This is a genomic window from Pseudomonas laurentiana, from assembly GCF_014648275.1.
In the GTDB taxonomy this organism is placed as follows: Bacteria; Pseudomonadota; Gammaproteobacteria; order Pseudomonadales; family Pseudomonadaceae; genus Aquipseudomonas; species Aquipseudomonas laurentiana.
Window position 1 is genome coordinate 59,139 of record NZ_BMQU01000009.1, and the last position, 17,586, is coordinate 76,724.

Consider the following 17,586-nt stretch of genomic DNA (forward strand, 5'->3'; position numbering starts at 1 on the left):
ATGAGCGCAAAACCCAACGCCTACCGTGCCGCGATCCTGCACAGCCTCGACGACCCCGCTGAAGTCGGCGTGGAAGCGTCCTACCAGTACTTTGAAGACGGCCTGCTGGTGGTCGAAGACGGCAAGATCAGCGCCATTGGCCATGCCAGTGAGTTGCTGCCGACACTGCCGACAGACGTGAACGTGGTGCATTATCAGGATGCCCTGATCACCCCGGGCTTTATCGACACCCATATCCATTTTCCACAGACGGGCATGATCGGCTCCTACGGCGAACAGCTACTGGACTGGCTCAATACCTACACCTTCCCCTGCGAACGGCAGTTCGCCGACAAAGCCCATGCCGAGCAGGTCGCGAAGCGCTTCATCAAGGAACTGCTGCGTAACGGCACCACCACCGCGCTGGTGTTCGGCAGCGTTCATCCCGAATCGGTGGACGCCCTGTTTGAAGAGGCCCAGCGCCTGGACCTGCGGATGATCGCCGGCAAGGTGATGATGGACCGCAACGCACCGGATTACCTGACCGACACCGCCGAGTCCAGCTACCTGCAAAGCAAGGCCCTGATCGAGCGCTGGCACGGCAAGGGCCGCCTGCATTATGCCGTAACGCCGCGTTTCGCCCCGACCAGCACGCCAGAACAACTGGCCTTGGCCGGGCAACTGCTGGGCGAGTACCCCGACGTGTACCTGCACACCCACCTGAGCGAGAACCTCAAGGAAATCGAATGGGTCAAGGCACTGTTCCCGGAGCGCAAGGGCTACCTGGATGTTTACGATCACTTCCAGTTGCTGGGGCAGCGCTCGGTGTTTGCCCATGGCGTGCACCTGTGCGATGACGAGTGCAAGCGCCTGGCGGAAACCGGCTCCGCCGTGGCCTTCTGCCCGACCTCCAACCTGTTTCTCGGCAGTGGTCTGTTCAATTTGCCACAAGCCGAGCAGCACAAGGTGAAGGTCGGCCTGGGGACTGACGTGGGGGCCGGCACCAGCTTCTCGCTGCTCAACACCCTGAACGAAGCCTACAAGGTCATGCAGCTTCAGGGCGCGCGGCTCAACCCATTCAAGTCGCTGTACCTGGCCACCCTGGGCGGCGCCAGGGCCCTGTGCCTGGAAGAGCGCATTGGCAGCCTCTCGCCCGGCCTCGATGCCGATTTCGTGGTGCTCGACTACAACGCCACACCGCTGCTGTCCTACCGCTTGCAGCAGTCGAAAAGCATCGAAGAAACCCTGTTCGTGCTGATGACCCTGGGCGACGATCGCACCGTCCGTGAAACCTTCGCGGCGGGTCGCAGCGTGCACCAACGCTGAACGGCTAAGGTTCGCGCGCCAGCCCGCGATAGAGTGCGCCGCCGATCACAGCACCGATCAGCGGCGCCACCCAGAACAGCCAGAGCTGCTGGAGTGCCCATCCGCCAACGAACAATGCCGGCCCGGTACTACGGGCCGGGTTGACCGAGGTGTTGGTGACGGGAATCGAGATCAGGTGAATCAGTGTCAGTGCCAGGCCAATCGCGATGGGCGCAAAACCCGCCGGCGCCCGCGAGTCGGTCGCGCCCATGATGACCACGATGAACATCGCAGTCATCACCACTTCACTGGTAAAACCGGCTGCCAACGAATAGCCGGCCGGCGAATGCTCGCCATAGCCGTTCGAGGCCAGGCCCGATGCCACATCAAACCCGGCCTTTCCACTGGCAATGTAGTAAATCAACGCCGCTGCGATGACCGCACCAATCACCTGGGCAACGATGTAGGGCACCAGTTCCTTGGCGGGAAAGCGCCCGCCGACGACGAGCCCGAGCGACACCGCAGGGTTCAAATGACAGCCAGAGATATGACCGATAGCGAAAGCCATGGTCAGTACGGTAAGCCCGAAGGCCATGGAAACACCGACCAGCCCGATACCGCTGGGGAGCGACGCGGCCAGCACTGCGCTGCCACACCCACCCAAAACCAGCCAGAACGTCCCGATCAGCTCAGCACCCATGCGTTTACTCAGGGGCATCGACATGGATCAATCCTCAAGTAGTTAGAAGCAGCACGCAAAAAGCGCAAGCCCAACTGCTTGATGAAGGTTTGCGGTGTGGTTCAGCTGAGAATCTAGCAGAGGATGGAGCAAGCGCCAGTGATTGCAGGGTTGCTGAAATCACCGGAGCCCGCGTTTGCCGTGCGCATCAGCCCTTGGTCGACGCCGGGCTGCCGCGTTTCTTGGTCTGCAACAGGTGCGAGAACACTGCATGCAGGTCATCGGACGCACTGTCCTCATCGAGGTTGAGCTTGCTGTCGATGTGGTCCATGTGGTGCATCATCAGGTTGACCGCAAGCGTCGCATCACGGGCTTCGATGGCGTCGATCAATTGCATGTGCTCGTCATAGGAACAATGCGAGCGGTTGCCACTTTCATACTGGGCGATGATCAGCGAGGTCTGCGACACCAGGCTGCGCTGGAAGCTGATCAGCGGTGCATTGCCCGCGGCCTCGGCCAGCTTGAGGTGAAACTCGCCAGACAGGCGAATACCGGCACCGCGGTCACCTCGGGAAAAGCTGTCGCGCTCGTCACGCACCATTTGCCGCAGTTCGTTCAATTGCTCGACGGTAGCGTGCTCGACCGCAAGCTCGGTAATCGCCCGCTCGACCAGACGCCGGGAAAAGAACACCTGGCGCGCTTCTTCTACCGTAGGGCTGGCAACCACGGCACCACGGTTGGGCCGCAACAGCACCACGCTTTCATGGGCCAGACGCGACAGCGCGCGGCGAATGATGGTGCGGCTGACGCCAAAAATCTCGCCCAGGGCTTCCTCACTCAATTTGGTACCCGGCGCCAGACGCTGCTCGAGGATCGCCTCGAAGATGTGCGCGTAAACGATGTCGTCCTGAGTGCCACTGCGGCCGGCCTTGCCTGCACGCGCGGGTTTCTTGAGGGGTTGCAGCTGTTCGTTCATGGGTTCTCGAGCAGATAACCGGCAATTGGATCCGAACTGTAATACCGCACAGTGGGTCGTTGGCAAGCCGTGAGTAGAAAAATTAAGGAAAACAGTACGGCACATTGTACACAGCCAACAGCAATTCTGCAGGTAGCGATAGCCGTTATAGCGGTATTGCCAAATAATATGCACACACTGCATAAAACATTATTTGATTTATTTGTATACAAAAGCATAATCGCAGCGTGCAACTTCCTGACTTAAAGGTCAATAAAGCAGTCCGGTCGCCTGCCACCCTACCCCCTCACAGAGCCCCCCAGTGCGTGCGCAGGCCAGGCTCTGCAAAACAAGAAAAGACTTGAGGAGTACATGCTGTGGAAAGCCGCAAATCCGAAGCCCCTACGCTGGATCTTGCTCCACCGCTCGAAACGAGCTGGCTGGAGCGGATTTTCAAACTCAAGCGGCATGGCACCACCGTCAAGACCGAGCTGATTGCCGGCATGACCACCTTCATCACCATGGCGTACATCATTTTCGTGAACCCCAACATCATGGCCGATGCCGGGATCAACCATGGTGCCGCGTTCGTCGCCACCTGCATCGCCGCCGCCCTGGGCTGCCTGTTGATGGGCCTGTACGCTAACTGGCCGGTCGGCCTGGCGCCGGGCATGGGCCTCAATGCGTTCTTTACCTATACCGTCGTCGGCACCATGGGTTACACATGGGAAGCGGCCCTGGGTGCGGTGTTCGTTTCCGGTGTGTTGTTCATGCTGCTGACCTTGTCACGGGTGCGCGAGTGGCTTCTCAACAGCATCCCGGTCAGCCTGCGTCATGCCATGGGCGCCGGGGTCGGGTTGTTTCTCGGGTTGATCGGCCTGAAAACCGCCGGCATTGTCGTCGACAGCCCAGCCACCCTGATCAAGCTCGGCTCGCTGCACGAACCCGCCCCCCTGCTGGCCGCAGTGTGTTTCCTGATGATCGCGATACTCAGCTATCGACGAGTGTTCGGCGCCATCCTGATCAGCATCATCAGCGTCACGCTGGCCGGCTGGAGCCTGGGGCTGGTGGAATACGGCGGCGTATTCTCATTGCCACCCAGCCTTGCACCGACCTGGATGGCCATGGATGTGGCCGGGGTGTTCAACGTCAGCATGATCAGCGTAGTCCTGGCGTTCCTGTTCGTGCACATGTTCGACACTGCCGGCACCCTGATGGGCGTCGCGCAGCGCGCCAACCTGGTGAACGCCGAGGGCCGCATCGAGAACCTCTCCCGCGCGCTGAAAGCCGACAGTGCCTCTAGCGTCTTTGGCGCCGTGGTAGGCGTTCCGCCCGTGACCAGCTACGTGGAAAGCGCCGCCGGAGTGGCCGCAGGCGGGCGCACCGGCCTGACCGCCGTGGTTGTCGGGCTGTTGTTCATTGCCGCCATGTTCTTCGCGCCACTGGCGGGCATGATCCCCGCCTACGCCACCGCTGGCGCCTTGATCTACGTGGCCATGCTGATGATGGGCAGCATGGCCCACATCAATTGGGATGAAGCCACCGACAGCATCCCGGCAATCGTCACCGCAATCATGATGCCCCTGACTTTTTCGGTTGCCGACGGCATCGCCTTGGGCTTCATCACCTATGTCGCACTGAAGGCCGGTACAGGCCGACACAAAGAAATCTCAGCGAGCCTGTGGGTGCTGTGCGCCATTTTCATCGCCAAGTTCATGTTTTTGTAAGGGTTGTACCGCAGTAAAAACGGCCTCGCCTTCGGGTGAGGCCTTCGCACATAAGGAGAACATAAATGAGTGTGGAAACCTGGCTGTTGTTCTGTGGCGCGGCACTGATCGTCATTGCGATCCCCGGCCCGTTGTCCTTGCTGATGATCAGCAACAGCCTGAACTATGGCCTGCGTCGCTCCTACCCCGCGTTTCTCGGTGGTGTCATCGCTTCGATCTGCCTGCTCAGCGCCTCGGCACTGGGGCTGGGCGCGCTGCTGATGGCCTCGGAGCAGGTGTTCAGCGTCTTGAAAATTGTCGGCGGCCTTTACCTGTTTTACCTTGCCTGGCAAAGCTGGCAGCAATCACGCCAACCCTCGCAGGGCGCCAAGGTGCCTGAGGCCATGCCGACGCCAGGTTTTCGCAGCCTGTTCCTGCGCGCCTTTGCGCTGGGCGCGAGCAACCCGAAAGACATCCTGTTCTTCGCCGCGTTCCTACCGCAGTTTCTCAATGCAGAACAGCCATTGCTCAGTCAATTGCTGATCTTGATCGCCACCTGGACGGTACTCGACCTGGGGTGCAAGCTCGCCTATGGCCTCGGCGCGCAAGGTGCCGCCCGCTACCTGCGCTCCGGCAAGGGGCAGAGTGGATTCAACCGGATCAGCGCCGGGCTGTTCGGGGGCGCGGGCGTCGCCGCACTGCTAAGCCGCTAAGCCGCCAAGCCAAAGCCTGCCCCGCTGCCGCCTGGCGGCAACGGGGCAGAGCCTCAGGCGAACTGCGGCCTGATAAAGACCAGCCCTTCATCCCTGCCAGAGGCACTGACACGCTTGCCCGCCATCAGCACAACCAGTTCTTTCGCCGCCCTGGCCTGACGCAGCGCCTGACGCGTCTCGGCATCCATCGACGCCATCAGTCGTTTGAGCGTGCTGGACGAGAGCGGGTACACATGCGACGCGTGCGTTGGCCTGACGATCACCAGGTAGAGCCGGTCTGAGCCGTTGCAACGCACCAGCAGTTGCCCTACCCCGAAGGCCAGGTCACTGAAGACCTCGCTCACCGTGTAATAGTTTGCCGTCAGCACATGCCGGACAACCGTATGCAGCGGGCCCCGTGCGAACTGCTCCTCGGAAACCACAAACTCCACCGCGGTAAACCGGGCCGTTTCACTGTGCAAACTGAACCCTGCGCCCGCAGCCACCTCCGAACGACCGCGCAGCCACCCGAACGGGTCGACGACGGACGCGCCATTTTTAGTCAGCGGGTTATCCAGCACACCCAACAACAGGTCCAACTTGAGGACGCCGGCAGCGGTCACCTTGCCGTTTATGCTGGCCGACTCCATCAAGCGCTGAGAGAACTGCTCGATGCTCTGATTGGTCAATCGCGGGAAACGACGCTTGATGGTGTAGATCATGTGATCAACGCGAAGCCCTGAACCAAGCGACCAGACGCCATTGACGCGCTGCATCCGATGATAACGCTGCGGAACGCCGTCCGGGCTCGGAGGCGGCTTGAGTACCGCACAGTCGGCCACGAGCCCAACCCCGTCGTCGAGCACCTCGTAGTACGCATTATCCACCTGGATCACACGCCGCGCAGTGTTTTGAGCGCTCACGAAAACACCCGAGTTGCTGGCGGTTTCAATCAGCGGGCCATCAACAGGGGTGCTCCAACTGCGCCATTCGAACATCCGTTGATGCCTGGAAAGCCCGTGAAGGGATGAAATGACGGGTACTGTCGCGCCTGTCGATGGCGGCAGATGCTCGATGCTCCAGAATGGCAAGTAGCCTCGGGTCTCGAAGTGCAACGCAAGCGCCCACTCCTTTGCGGCTCGCTCGTCCTCGGTGAAATTGAAACGACGCAGGAACGCCTCGGCTGCTGCCTGTGACTGCCCAGGCTCCGTGCGCTGAATCATCTTCCAGGCCGGGTCCGGTGTGCGACCTGGCAGGAACTGCATGGCCCACTCAGGAAAGCGCTTTTGTCGAGCAAACTGCTCAGCCAGCAAACGCGCAAGATCCGGATCATTGGCCGGCAGACTGAAACGCTGCAAGACCTGCGCAGCCTCATCCAGGGTAAAGCGTCGGAACACCGCGAGTATCGCCTCCATCGCCCATTGCGAGGAAAGCCCAAGCTGGCTTGCCAGCGTCATCACGTCTTCGCGCGTCACCGACTGTAACCCTTGCTGGATAATTTCAGCCGGAGTCTGCGGTGCACCGCCGCGCAACCCCACGTCGAACGAGACCTCCCAATGCCCCAGCACATTGCGCCGCACGGGCGGGCCGTAGCCCTGACGTCGCGGCTCAACGATGCGCCAAGGTTCAAGGGCCGCCCCCCCGTTGTAGCGAACCTGATAAAAGCGGCCCCGTGTATCGGCAATGTAGTAGCGCGGGAAGCCGTCTGGCCCGACACTTCCCTCAAAGACGCCATTGAAATCGCCCTCCGTGCGCAAGGTCAGGTCCTGCGGCCGACCCTTGAGCGCAAGGGAGCGATCAATGACCCTGTTCGACAACGGCGGTGCAACACCGTGCAGCGCATCGTTACCCGCCAAGGCAATCCGTGTGGTGCTGACGTCAGACGCATGAGGCAGCATCTTCCAGAGCTTGCCCAGACCCTTGAACCCGTGCTTCAGGTCGCCCAGGGCCCCCAAGGTATTGAAGGCCGAAAACAGAGCGTACTGTACCGCCTGAGCGCGATCGCCGCCGGCAAGCGCCTTTATCGCCGCAGCCGACTCTTTGATGGCGAAAAACGCCCCCACTGCGAAGCTGGCAGGCGGAAATGGCAGTGTGACCGCCGTAGCCACCAACTCGACCCCGATCCAGGCAGTACGGCTGATCATGTCCGCCCGACCCAACTCCAGATCCGCGACCTGGGTCATCTTGCGCTCAATACGCTGGTCGTGAACGGCGTCTTGCAGGCTCATGACCGGCTCGTTGGAGAACACCGGCCCGGCAGCCGCCCCCTGCCTGACCGCGTGCAACCTGTAGGACATCCAGCGACCTAAACGCAGGCGCATGCGATCCTTGTAGTAGTCAGCCATGCCTGCATGGGCCAGGGACGCCCGGAATGACTGAAATGCTCGGAACGTCAGGCCATCCGGCGCATCGGGTGTGTACAGCAAGGCAGACTGCCCCGCGTTTGCCGGGGGTAGCATGACGAAATTGCCTTCGACAGTCTCCGTCGCCCCCAAGTGCTCGTTCATCCACGACAGGTGACCCAAGTACGCCAACCAAGGGTACTCGGCAGTATTGAATACCGCCTCAAGATTGAAGGTCAGCAGATGCACCGGGTGTGCCAGACGTGTCGGGGCATCCTCATGCTGCAAAGAGTCCAGGGTCTGACTCAACCAGCCGTACTGCTCGCTGGTGATTTGCCCCATCAGCTTGCTGCGCAACGCTGCCACCGACATTTGTAACTGAGTGAGCGTGACGCTGGCCTGTCGGCGGCTGGCATAGCCTTCACTCTCGGGGTGCAACAACGTATTGCGCACCCTCTCGATATAGCGATCAGCCACCCACTGGCCACGAATGGCACCCGAGACGCTCTCCGGGCTCAGGGATGAAAGGTCGACACCCTCCGGCCCTTCAAAGGTTGCTGACGTGTCCAGCGTGGCTTCGGTCAAGCTGATCGAATCGTCGTAGCCATTGCGCAACAAACGGGTGAAGGTGTCCTTCTCTCGCGGCGTGGTGATGATAATCGTGTCCGGATCAACCGTACCCGGCGGCGTTCCCAGCAACTGGTTGATTTTTTCCGTGGCACGCGCTTTGACGAAGTCCTCAAAATCCGGCACCTGCATCGAGGGTTGCTCGGTAAACCGTTGCGACGCTGCAGCCACCTGGGTCTCCAGTGCGTGCAACTGCCGGCGCTCCGCCAGTGACGCACTGCGATACCAGGAGGGTGTATGCTCTTCAAAGCGCTCATGGGTTCGCTCAATATCAAGCGCTACCAGGCGCTGCAATGCACGTGGATAGTCTTCCTGTGGTGTGAGTGCGAGAAAACCAGCCTCTGGAGCAGGTTTTTGTGCCAATTCTTCCAACACCCGACTCAGGGTGTGCCGTGCGGCTTGCGGAGCTCGCGCCAACAGGTAGTCGCGCAGCGCCGGCACGGCAGTCCAGCCCACCACTTCATGCAGCAAACGGCGCTCATCCAGCACCATCAGCCAAGCTTCGCGGCCTGGAATATCAGGGGTGTAGAGCAACAAACCAGCGGCACCGTCTTCGGCATGCGTCAGGCGAAAGACCACGACATCCGCCAGCTCGGCACCATCAATTTTCAACAAATAGGCCGTTGCGACAAGCGTCGACGGCTCAGTAAACGGCGTGTTCAGCAGCGTAACGGCCTGAACCTGATCGTCAGCCAGGATGCCCTGAAAACGCGCAGCGCAGAGCGTGGCCTGAAGCCGTAGCGACATCACGGCCTGCATGAGCTGGAGAACGTCCGGCGTGATCGCATCGCGCCACTGCCGAGCAAATGAAGTCCTCAGTTGCAAGGGTGCCAGCACCCGGGCAAGCGCCGCGGGAGTTAACCGGTCAAACACCTGCTCAACAGGCACACCTTGATACTGCAACGTGCTGTGCTGGATGAAGTCAGAGCCCTCGGTTTCATCCCCTGGGTGCAACCCATACAAGGCCAGGCTACTCAGGGACGCCTGCTGTGTGTAGACCTCCTGGGTTACCGGCACACTGCGCGCGGTGGTCACCCACAGTTCATCGGGGTCAAGGTCCACACCCAGTGCCCCCTTGAGGCTCACCGCCACACTGGCACGGGCGAACTGCTCGGGCGACTCGGCCTTGCCCAGCGCCTGACGCAGGTCCTCCTGCGCCTGCTGATACGCCTGCAACCTGTCGACATAGCGCTGCCGCTCGTCGACGCTGCACAGTTTCAGCCAATAGGGTAACTGCCGGTAGGCCTCATAGGCCGCGTGCTCCGCTCGCCACACCGCAGCCATGCCGGACGGGCCGTGAGCGATGAGCCGCTGGGTGGCCTCGGTCAGCGCTTCAAACAGCATCCGATAAGAAGCGAAGGACGTGCGACGGCTTTGCAGAATGTCGATGATGTCGGCCTGCTGACATTTCAGTTGGGCCTGCACAACGTCACTGAGCAAGTGATCGACGATTTCGCTGCACTGCCATTCGATACGCCGCTGGCCATCGAGGGCGCGTTGATGGCGCATGCTCAACAGCCCGGCCCATTGCTCTCGACGCGGCAACAGGGCGTCGAACAGTTCGCCCAATGAAGCATGGCTGGAAAGCCCATCGCCTGGCAGGTAAAGCAGTGTAGGGGCATCGTCCGCCTTCGACGCATCGACAACCGCTTGCCGACGCAGCACGAACGCACCCGCCAAGGGCACGACCTCTGCCTCTTCGAACAGCAGGTTCAGGGAATAGGCATAACAGGCCCGGCTGCTGCCTGCCGAGGTCGCCAGCGCACTCGCCAGCAAGGTCTGCTCTTCGTCGCTCAAGCGTCGTTGCGCATCGAGTTGCAAGGCCTGCGCCAAGGCATCGGCCAACTGCTGCGCGCATGATCCAGTGTCAGCCACCGAAGTATTCCAGTAGGCAACGACAGCATCCCGGTACAGATTACCCAGCGTAGGGTTCAGTGCATCGATGGCCGCTTCCAGCCCACGGGTACGTGCCCGCCGAGTGTCGGGCTGATCATCATGACTGCCATCGAGGTAAATCCCTGACAACGCCTCGTCATATGCCGTCGCAGCGCCCACCAGGCACTCACGCATCACCTGCGCGAGTGTAGTGCTCGTCTGCAAGGCGTACTGCTCTGGAGTGCTCGTGACGGTAAAGGTTTTCACGCACGCTTGCCGCGCGTCCAGTTCCAACTGGGGGTACTGGCGCTTGAGTTCATCATCAAACGCTTTTGCAATCAGTGGCTCAATACCTGGCAGCCCGTTGCACTGCAGCACCCAGCGCGCCGCAGCCTTTTCCAGATCCGCCAACGTTTCATCGCGGCCCAGTAAATGAGGGGGAGTCGCTACATCCATGGTCTGTGTTCCTGCTATCGAAAGGCGCTCGCACACCCTGTGCAAGCTACGCTGTCGACATTTCAAACCAGGCGACCATGCCCCATGAGATAAATAGTGCTAGCCCTGCAAACAAAAAAAAGCCCGCAGTGTGAGCGGGCAAGGACCTACGAAGATTCTATCCAGTGACCTACTAGCTTCCGCGGTAGGTCGAGTAGCTGTAAGGCGAAATCAGCAGCGGAACGTGGTAGTGATCCTGCTCGGCACTGATACCAAAACGCAAAACGACCACATCCAGGAACGCCGGCTCAGGCAGCTTTACACCGCGTGCACGGTAGTAGTCGCCGGCGCTGAACTGCAGTTGGTAGACACCGCTGCGGTAATCGTCGCCTTGCAGCAACGGTGCGTCGCAACGGCCATCACTGTTGGTCAGGGTTGTGGTCACCAGCGCTAGCTGCTCACCTTCGACACGATACAGCTCGACCTTGATCGAGCTGCCAGGGCAGCCATGCGCGGCGTCCAGTACATGCGTGGTCAAACGTCCCATAAGGTTGCTCGCCTCTTCTTGATCCATGGGCAAAAAGTACCCGTATCGCACCGAACATGAGCACGGCAGCGTACGGCTGTTGGATTATTAAGACATTTTTCTGAAAAATTGTACACAATAATTCCGACTTCTTTGTTAGCGTAGCGCCAGCAGCCCATAAACAGGCCATCAGTCGCAAACCCAAGCAGACCAAGAGCGATCACATCATTATCTGACCAGTCCGGCAGATTTATTGCAGAGGCATGGGGTGGTGGGTCAGGAAAGAAATGCGAAAAAACAGGCTTACAAAGTGACAATAAAGTTGTATACAATCACCCCATCAGTGTGGCCAATACCGCACACAGGCCACCCTACTCCCGTTTTCACGTACAAGAAGGAAGACTGCAGTGAGCGCTGATTATCCTCGCGACCTGATCGGTTACGGCAATACTCCACCCCATCCGCGCTGGCCGGGGAATGCCCGCATCGCTTTGTCTTTCGTGCTCAATTACGAAGAAGGCGGCGAACGCAACATTCTCCACGGCGATAAAGAGTCTGAAGCGTTTCTCTCCGAAATGGTCGCTGCCCAGCCACTGCAGGGCGCACGTAACATGAGCATGGAATCGCTCTACGAGTATGGCAGCCGTGCCGGTGTATGGCGCCTGCTCAAGCTGTTCAAGGACACTGGGGTTCCGCTGACCGTCTTTGCCGTGGCAATGGCTGCACAGCGCCACCCGGACGTGATCCGTACCATGGTCGAAGCCGGCCATGAGATCTGCAGCCACGGCTACCGCTGGATCGACTACCAGTACATGGACGAGGCCCAGGAGCGCGAGCACATGCTCGAAGCCATCCGCATCCTCACCGAATTGACGGGCGAACGCCCATTGGGCTGGTACACCGGCCGTACCGGGCCAAACACCCGCCGCCTGGTGATGGAGGAAGGAGGATTCCTCTACGACAGCGATACCTATGACGACGACCTGCCCTATTGGGAAGCCAACAACCCGACTGGCAAGCCACACCTGGTGATCCCCTACACCCTGGACACCAACGACATGCGCTTCACCCAGGTGCAGGGCTTCAACTGCGGCGAGCAGTTCTTCCAGTACCTCAAGGACGCTTTCGACGTGCTGTATGCCGAAGGTGCCGAGGCGCCGAAGATGCTCTCCATCGGCTTGCACTGCCGCCTGGTCGGCCGCCCTGCACGGCTGGCAGCGCTCAAGCGCTTCATCGACTACGCACAAAGCCATGAGCAGGTCTGGTTCGCCCGGCGCGTGGACATCGCCCGCCACTGGCATGCCACCCACCCTTTCAACGCCGAGAACGCATAATGACCGACTTCAAGACGCTGAAGCCCTCGACCCTCGACCGCACCGCGTTCGTCAAGGCCTTCGCCGACATCTACGAACACTCGCCCTGGGTTGCAGAAAAGGCGTTCGACCTGGGTCAGCTCCACGAGCTGGACCAGATCGAAAACCTGCACCAACGCATGAGCGATATCCTGTTGAGCGCCGACCCTGCCAGCCAACTGGCACTGGTCAACGCCCACCCGGACCTGGCCGGCAAAGCTGCCGTCCAGGGCCAACTGACCGAAGCCAGCACTCACGAACAGGCTGGCGCCGGTATTCACCAATGCACGGCCGAAGAGTTCCAACGCTTCACCGAGCTGAACGACGCCTACAAAGCCAAGTTCAAGTTTCCCTTCATCATGGCGGTAAAAGGCAGCAACCGGCATCAGATCCTCGCCGCGTTCGAAACGCGCATCCATAACTCGGTCGAGGCCGAGTTCAAGGAAGCGCTGGCACAGATCAACCTGATCGCCCTGTTCCGATTACTGCAGCTTTAGTGAGCATGGCCCGAGTGCCCCCATGAACGCCGGGCGTACCCAGGGCCTTGCAAGCATCCCCAGCCACCTATTCAAGGCAGACAAGAAAAAATGAAAGCATACGCCGTACCCTTCGAGAAGTTCGTCAACCTGGCCGATGCGCGCCTGGGCACCAAGATCGTTTCGGTCACCGATGAGTGGTTCGCCGCTGCCGAGCGCCTGTTCCAGCCGACTCCGGCCGTGTGGAAGGAGGGTGTGTTCGACGACAACGGCAAGTGGATGGATGGCTGGGAAACGCGCCGCAAGCGTTTCGAAGGCTTCGACAGCGCGGTGATTCGCCTGGGCGTTGCTGGCACCATCAAGGGCGTGGACATCGACACCTCGTTCTTCACCGGCAACTTCCCGCCGTCGGCGTCCCTGGAAGGCTGCTTCGTCGCTGAAGGCGACCCGACCGAGCAAACCCAGTGGGTTGAAGTGCTGTCTGCCGTCGAACTGCAAGGCAACAGCCATCACTACCACGAAATCAACAACGACCAGGCCTTCAGCCACCTGCGCTTCAACATCTACCCGGACGGCGGTGTTGCCCGTCTGCGTGTGTACGGTGTGCCATTCCGTGACTGGTCGGCCGTAGGCGACAACGAGCAGGTCGACCTGGCAGCAGCGTTGAACGGTGGTCGTGCCCTGGCCTGCTCCGACGAGCACTTCGGCCGCATGAGCAACATCCTCAACCCGGGCCGTGGCATCAACATGGGTGACGGCTGGGAAACGGCCCGCCGCCGTACCCCTGGCAATGACTGGGTCATCGTTGCCCTGGGCCATGCTGGCGTGGTCGAGCAGGTCGTCGTCGACACCCTGCACTTCAAAGGCAACTACCCCGACAGCTGCTCGATCCAGGGAGCATTCGTCAAGGGCGGCACCGACAGCCAGATCGAAACCCAGAGCCTGTTCTGGCGCGAACTGCTGCCAAGCCAGAAGCTGCAAATGCACGCCGAGCACAGCTTCCAGGAACAGATCAATGACCTGGGCCCGATCACCCACATCCGTATCAACGTGTTCCCGGATGGTGGTATCAGCCGTCTGCGCGTACTGGGCAAAGTCGCGAAGTAAGACCTGCCCCTGATCACCCATGACGCCGGCCCCTGAAGCCGGCGTCATGGGCGAGAGCGACAGCCCCAACAACATAGAATTAGAGACAGATCCGCATGCGCACTTTAGTGATTGAGCCTTTGACCAAAGAAGCCTTCGCCCCCTTCGGTGACGTAATCGAAACCGATGGCAGCGACCACTTCATGATCAACAACGGCTCGACCATGCGCTTCCATCGTCTGGCCACGGTAGAAACCGCGCAGCCCGACGACAAGGCGATCATCAGCATCTTCCGCGCCGATGCGCTGGACATGCCCCTGACCGTCCGCATGCTGGAGCGCCATCCGCTGGGCAGCCAAGCGTTTATTCCGCTGCTCGGCAATCCCTTTCTGATCGTGGTCGCGCCCATTGGCGATGCACCTGTATCAGGCTTGGTCCGTGCCTTTGTCAGTAATGGCAGGCAGGGCATTAATTACCATCGCGGCGTCTGGCACCACCCGGTGCTGACGATCGAAAAGCGGGATGACTTCCTGGTGGTTGATCGCAGTGGTTCCGGCAACAACTGCGACGAACATTTCTTCAATGAGGATGAGCTGCTGATCCTCAACCCCCACCAATAAGAGAAGACTGATCATCGGAAATCGGTGATCGGAAAGAGGTACATACTGTGGAAGCACATCTGTTCGAGTGGCTAAACCTGAGCGTGCGCTGGGTTCACATGATCACCGGTATCGCCTGGATCGGTGCATCGTTCTACTTCGTCTGGCTGGAAAACAACCTGAACCGCGCCAACCCGCGCGAGGGCCTGTCGGGTGACCTTTGGGCCATCCACGGCGGTGGTATCTACCACCTGGAAAAATACAAGCTGGCTCCGCCAAAAATGCCGGAGAACCTGCACTGGTTCAAATGGGAAGCGTATTTCACCTGGCTGTCGGGCGTTGCCTTGCTGTGCGTGGTGTTCTACTCCAACCCGACGCTTTATCTGCTGGCACCGGGCAGCGGCCTGAGTGGCGCAGAAGGCGTTGCCATTGGTATCGGCTCGTTGATCGCCAGCTGGTTCATCTACGACTTCCTCTGCGACTCGCCGCTGGGCAAACGCCCTGCCCTGCTGGGCCTGGTGCTGTTCGTACTGATCATCGCGGCCTGCTTCGGTTTCAGCCAGGTGTTCAGCGGTCGTGGAGCGTATCTGCACACCGGTGCGATCATCGGCACCATCATGGTCGGTAACGTGTTCCGCATCATCATGCCGGCCCAGCGTGCACTGGTCGCGGCCATCGAGCAGAACCGTACGCCCGATCCAGTGCTGCCGGCCAAGGGTCTGTTGCGCTCGCGTCACAACAACTACTTCACCCTGCCGGTGCTGTTCATCATGATCAGCAACCACTTCCCGAGCACCTACGGCAGCCAGTACAACTGGTTGATCCTGGCCGGTATCGCGGTGGCAGCCGTGTTGGTACGTCACTACTTCAACACCCGTCACGAGAGCAACAAGTTCGCCTGGACCCTGCCTGTCGGCGCCCTGGCAATGATCTGCCTGGCCTATGTCACCGGCCCTTCGCCGATGCCAAAAGCGCCTGAGCAGGCGGCTGCGAAAATCGAGTACCAACCACTGCCGGAAACCGCACTGGGTGGCAAGACCGCTGCCGAGAAAGCGGCCCAACAGGCAGCCGCACCGGCTCCAGCTCCCGCTAAAGCCGAGGAAGAGGCCAAGCCTGCCACGGCGTCGACCGACACCGCGAACTTCGACAAGATCCACAATGTCATCCAGGAACGCTGCGCCGTGTGTCACTCGGCCAAGCCGAGCAGCCCACTGTTCAGCACCGCACCTGCCGGTGTCATGTTCGACACCCCGCAACAAATCCAGCAACTGGCACCACGTATCCAGGCCCAGGCCGTTGCCAGCCAGATCATGCCGTTGGGCAACATCACTCAGATGACCCAGCAAGAACGTGAACTGATCGGCGCCTGGATCGCCAAAGGCGCTCCAACCAACTGATGTACCGGGCGGCTCGCCAGAGCCGCCCACTGGCGCCCCGCCTGGCGCAATAGAACAATGAACAATAAAAACAAAACCGAGGTGTTGCATGTCAAAGTCACGCAAGGCGTCCATACCCGTTGCGCCCCCACGACAGCCACTGCCACTGCCGCAACTCATCCTGGTGGGTCTGCAACACGTATTACTGATGTATGGAGGCGCCATCGCGGTGCCGCTGATCATTGGCCAGGCCTGCGGCCTGTCCCGTGAAGAAGTCGCCTTTCTGATCAATGCCGATCTGTTGGTTGCCGGTGTCGCTACCGTCATTCAGTCGTTCGGCATTGGTGCCGTTGGTATCCGCATGCCAGTCATGATGGGTGCCAGCTTCGCCGCCGTCGGCAGCATGGTCGCCATGGCCGGAATGCCGGGTGTAGGCTTGCAGGGGATATTCGGTGCGACCATCGCTGCCGGCTTCTTTGGCTTGCTGATCGCGCCCTTCATGTCCAAGGTGGTGCGTTTCTTCCCGCCACTGGTAACCGGTACCGTGATCACCTCCATCGGCCTGTCACTGTTCCCGGTCGCAGTGAACTGGGCCGGTGGTGGTGCCAGTGCAGCGCCCTTCGGTTCGCCTGTCTACCTGATGGTTGCCAGCCTGGTGCTGGCAATCATCCTGCTGATCAACCGCTTCATGCGTGGTTTCTGGGTCAATGTCTCAGTGCTGATCGGCATGGGCGTCGGCTACATCCTGGCCGGTTCCATCGGCATGGTCGATCTTTCCGGACTGAACGAAGCGCCTTGGCTGCAGGTGGTCACGCCCCTGCACTTTGGCATGCCGACATTCAGCCTGGCGCCAATCCTGTCGATGTGTCTGGTGGTGGTGATCATTTTCGTTGAGTCCACCGGCATGTTTCTCGCACTGGGCAAGGTCACCGACCGCGAAGTCACCCCTGGCATGCTCCGTCGCGGCCTGTTGTGCGATGCCGGTGCGTCCTTCATCGCGGGTTTCTTCAACACCTTCACCCACTCCTCGTTTGCCCAGAACATCGGTCTGGTGCAAATGACCGGTGTGCGCTGCCGGTACGTCACCATCGTTGCGGGCGTCTTTCTGATCATGCTCAGCCTGCTGCCCAAAGCCGCCTTCCTGATCGCCTCGATTCCGCCAGCCGTATTGGGCGGTGCATCCATCGCCATGTTCGGCATGGTAGCCGCCACCGGCATCAAGATTCTTCAGGAAGCGGATATCGGCGACCGCCGCAATCAATTGCTGGTGGCCGTCAGCGTCGGCATGGGCCTGATCCCGGTGGTCCGTCCGGAGTTCTTTGCGCAAATGCCGCACTGGATGGAGCCCATCACCCACAGCGGAATCGCCATGGCCACCGTCAGTGCGCTGATCCTGAACCTGCTGTTCAACATCCTCGGTGGTGTCGAACGCGCAGCCCATAACGAAACCGCCCACCAGCATTGAGTCTTCGGGCGGCGCACGCCGCCCGGCACACCACGAGCACGACCGTCGACCCGAGGAACGGGTCGATCGGGGCGCTTTGCGCCGAAAAAACCGCAAACGAACAATAACAAC

The 17,586-nt window shown here is 60.4% G+C and carries 13 protein-coding genes; 9 read left to right on the top strand and 4 right to left on the bottom strand.

Annotation, left to right across the window (positions count from 1 at the left end; translation table 11 throughout):
- Complete coding sequence (gene guaD / locus IE038_RS11205; RefSeq protein ID WP_163935622.1) at window positions 1-1,305, top strand: guanine deaminase; 1,305 nt, start codon at window positions 1-3, stop codon at window positions 1,303-1,305.
- 4 nt (window positions 1,306-1,309) lie between these two features.
- Here guaD and aqpZ read toward each other — a convergent pair whose 3' ends face one another.
- Together aqpZ and IE038_RS11215 are read right to left on the bottom strand one after the other, a co-directional pair.
- On the bottom strand, window positions 1,310-2,008 hold the full coding sequence (aqpZ, locus tag IE038_RS11210) for an aquaporin Z (RefSeq protein ID WP_189395637.1): 699 nt from the start codon (window positions 2,006-2,008) through the stop codon (window positions 1,310-1,312).
- A gap of 163 nt (window positions 2,009-2,171) precedes the next feature.
- Window positions 2,172-2,939: a GntR family transcriptional regulator gene (locus IE038_RS11215; protein ID WP_163935619.1), complete on the bottom strand. Its 768-nt coding sequence runs from the start codon at window positions 2,937-2,939 to the stop codon at window positions 2,172-2,174.
- A gap of 356 nt (window positions 2,940-3,295) precedes the next feature.
- Between IE038_RS11215 and IE038_RS11220 the strand changes: the two genes are divergently transcribed.
- Together IE038_RS11220 and IE038_RS11225 are read left to right on the top strand one after the other, a co-directional pair.
- Entirely contained in the window at window positions 3,296-4,645 is a 1,350-nt protein-coding gene (locus IE038_RS11220; RefSeq protein WP_163935617.1) for an NCS2 family permease, read from the top strand.
- Between the two features lie 65 nt (window positions 4,646-4,710).
- Window positions 4,711-5,337, top strand: coding sequence for a LysE family translocator (locus IE038_RS11225; protein WP_163935614.1), 627 nt, complete (start codon window positions 4,711-4,713; stop codon window positions 5,335-5,337).
- Window positions 5,338-5,390: 53 nt separating this feature from the next.
- On the opposite strand, the gene IE038_RS11230 is transcribed toward IE038_RS11225, so the two are convergent.
- Window positions 5,391-10,616: a DUF6543 domain-containing protein gene (locus tag IE038_RS11230; protein ID WP_189395638.1), complete on the bottom strand. Its 5,226-nt coding sequence runs from the start codon at window positions 10,614-10,616 to the stop codon at window positions 5,391-5,393.
- Between the two features lie 172 nt (window positions 10,617-10,788).
- Window positions 10,789-11,142 carry a hydroxyisourate hydrolase gene (uraH, locus tag IE038_RS11235; RefSeq protein ID WP_163938825.1) on the bottom strand — a complete coding sequence of 118 codons (354 nt, stop codon included), beginning with the start codon at window positions 11,140-11,142 and terminating at the stop codon, window positions 10,789-10,791.
- A gap of 386 nt (window positions 11,143-11,528) precedes the next feature.
- Between uraH and puuE the strand changes: the two genes are divergently transcribed.
- The 6 genes from puuE to IE038_RS11265 all read left to right on the top strand — a co-directional run bounded on the left by puuE (window position 11,529) and on the right by IE038_RS11265 (window position 17,475).
- Window positions 11,529-12,455 carry an allantoinase PuuE gene (puuE, locus tag IE038_RS11240; protein WP_163938823.1) on the top strand — a complete coding sequence of 309 codons (927 nt, stop codon included), beginning with the start codon at window positions 11,529-11,531 and terminating at the stop codon, window positions 12,453-12,455.
- Window positions 12,455-12,970, top strand: coding sequence for a 2-oxo-4-hydroxy-4-carboxy-5-ureidoimidazoline decarboxylase (gene uraD / locus IE038_RS11245; protein WP_163938822.1), 516 nt, complete (start codon window positions 12,455-12,457; stop codon window positions 12,968-12,970). Before puuE ends, uraD begins: the two co-directional genes overlap by 1 nt.
- A 90-nt stretch (window positions 12,971-13,060) precedes the next feature.
- Window positions 13,061-14,056 carry an allantoicase gene (gene alc, locus IE038_RS11250; protein ID WP_189395639.1) on the top strand — a complete coding sequence of 332 codons (996 nt, stop codon included), beginning with the start codon at window positions 13,061-13,063 and terminating at the stop codon, window positions 14,054-14,056.
- Window positions 14,057-14,151: 95 nt separating this feature from the next.
- Window positions 14,152-14,655 (top strand): ureidoglycolate lyase, encoded by a 504-nt coding sequence (locus IE038_RS11255; protein ID WP_163935680.1) that lies wholly within the window; start codon window positions 14,152-14,154, stop codon window positions 14,653-14,655.
- A 47-nt stretch (window positions 14,656-14,702) separates the two neighbouring features.
- Window positions 14,703-16,031 (top strand): urate hydroxylase PuuD, encoded by a 1,329-nt coding sequence (locus IE038_RS11260; RefSeq protein WP_189395640.1) that lies wholly within the window; start codon window positions 14,703-14,705, stop codon window positions 16,029-16,031.
- An 88-nt stretch (window positions 16,032-16,119) separates the two neighbouring features.
- A complete protein-coding gene (locus tag IE038_RS11265; RefSeq protein WP_189395641.1) occupies window positions 16,120-17,475 on the top strand; it encodes a nucleobase:cation symporter-2 family protein in 1,356 nt (451 codons plus the stop codon).
- The last annotated feature ends 111 nt before the right edge of the window (window positions 17,476-17,586 follow it).